We start from the raw sequence: 267 nt of genomic DNA, 5'->3' as shown, positions 1-267 counted from the left end.
ACACCGCCTATGTCGAGGAGGAAGCCGTGGTCCGCGAACTCGCCTTCGCGCGCCGCATGTTCGCTGACAATGGCTGGCCGGTGATCGACGTCACCCGCCGCTCGATCGAGGAAACCGCCGCGGCGATCGTGTCGCTCGCCAACCAGCGGGAGGTGTGAGGATGGGGCTGGCGTCGGTTTCCCCTCCATCTTGCTCCCCGCCCCGGCGAAGGCCGGGGTTCAGCTGCCGCGCACCGCGTGAGTGTCACCGGCCGCTCCGCAACTGGAC

The 267-nt window shown here is 69.3% G+C and carries 1 protein-coding gene; it reads left to right on the top strand.

The genetic code is table 11. From position 1 onward, the window contains the following. On the top strand, window positions 1–158 hold a 158-nt coding region (locus AC0IYH_RS28965), incomplete at its 5' end, for a kinase/pyrophosphorylase (protein WP_471837440.1). Window positions 159–267: the final 109 nt, after the last annotated feature.

This window comes from Pseudomonas sp. AC463, from assembly GCF_979253585.1.
This window is presented reverse-complemented; position numbering and strand designations above follow the sequence as displayed.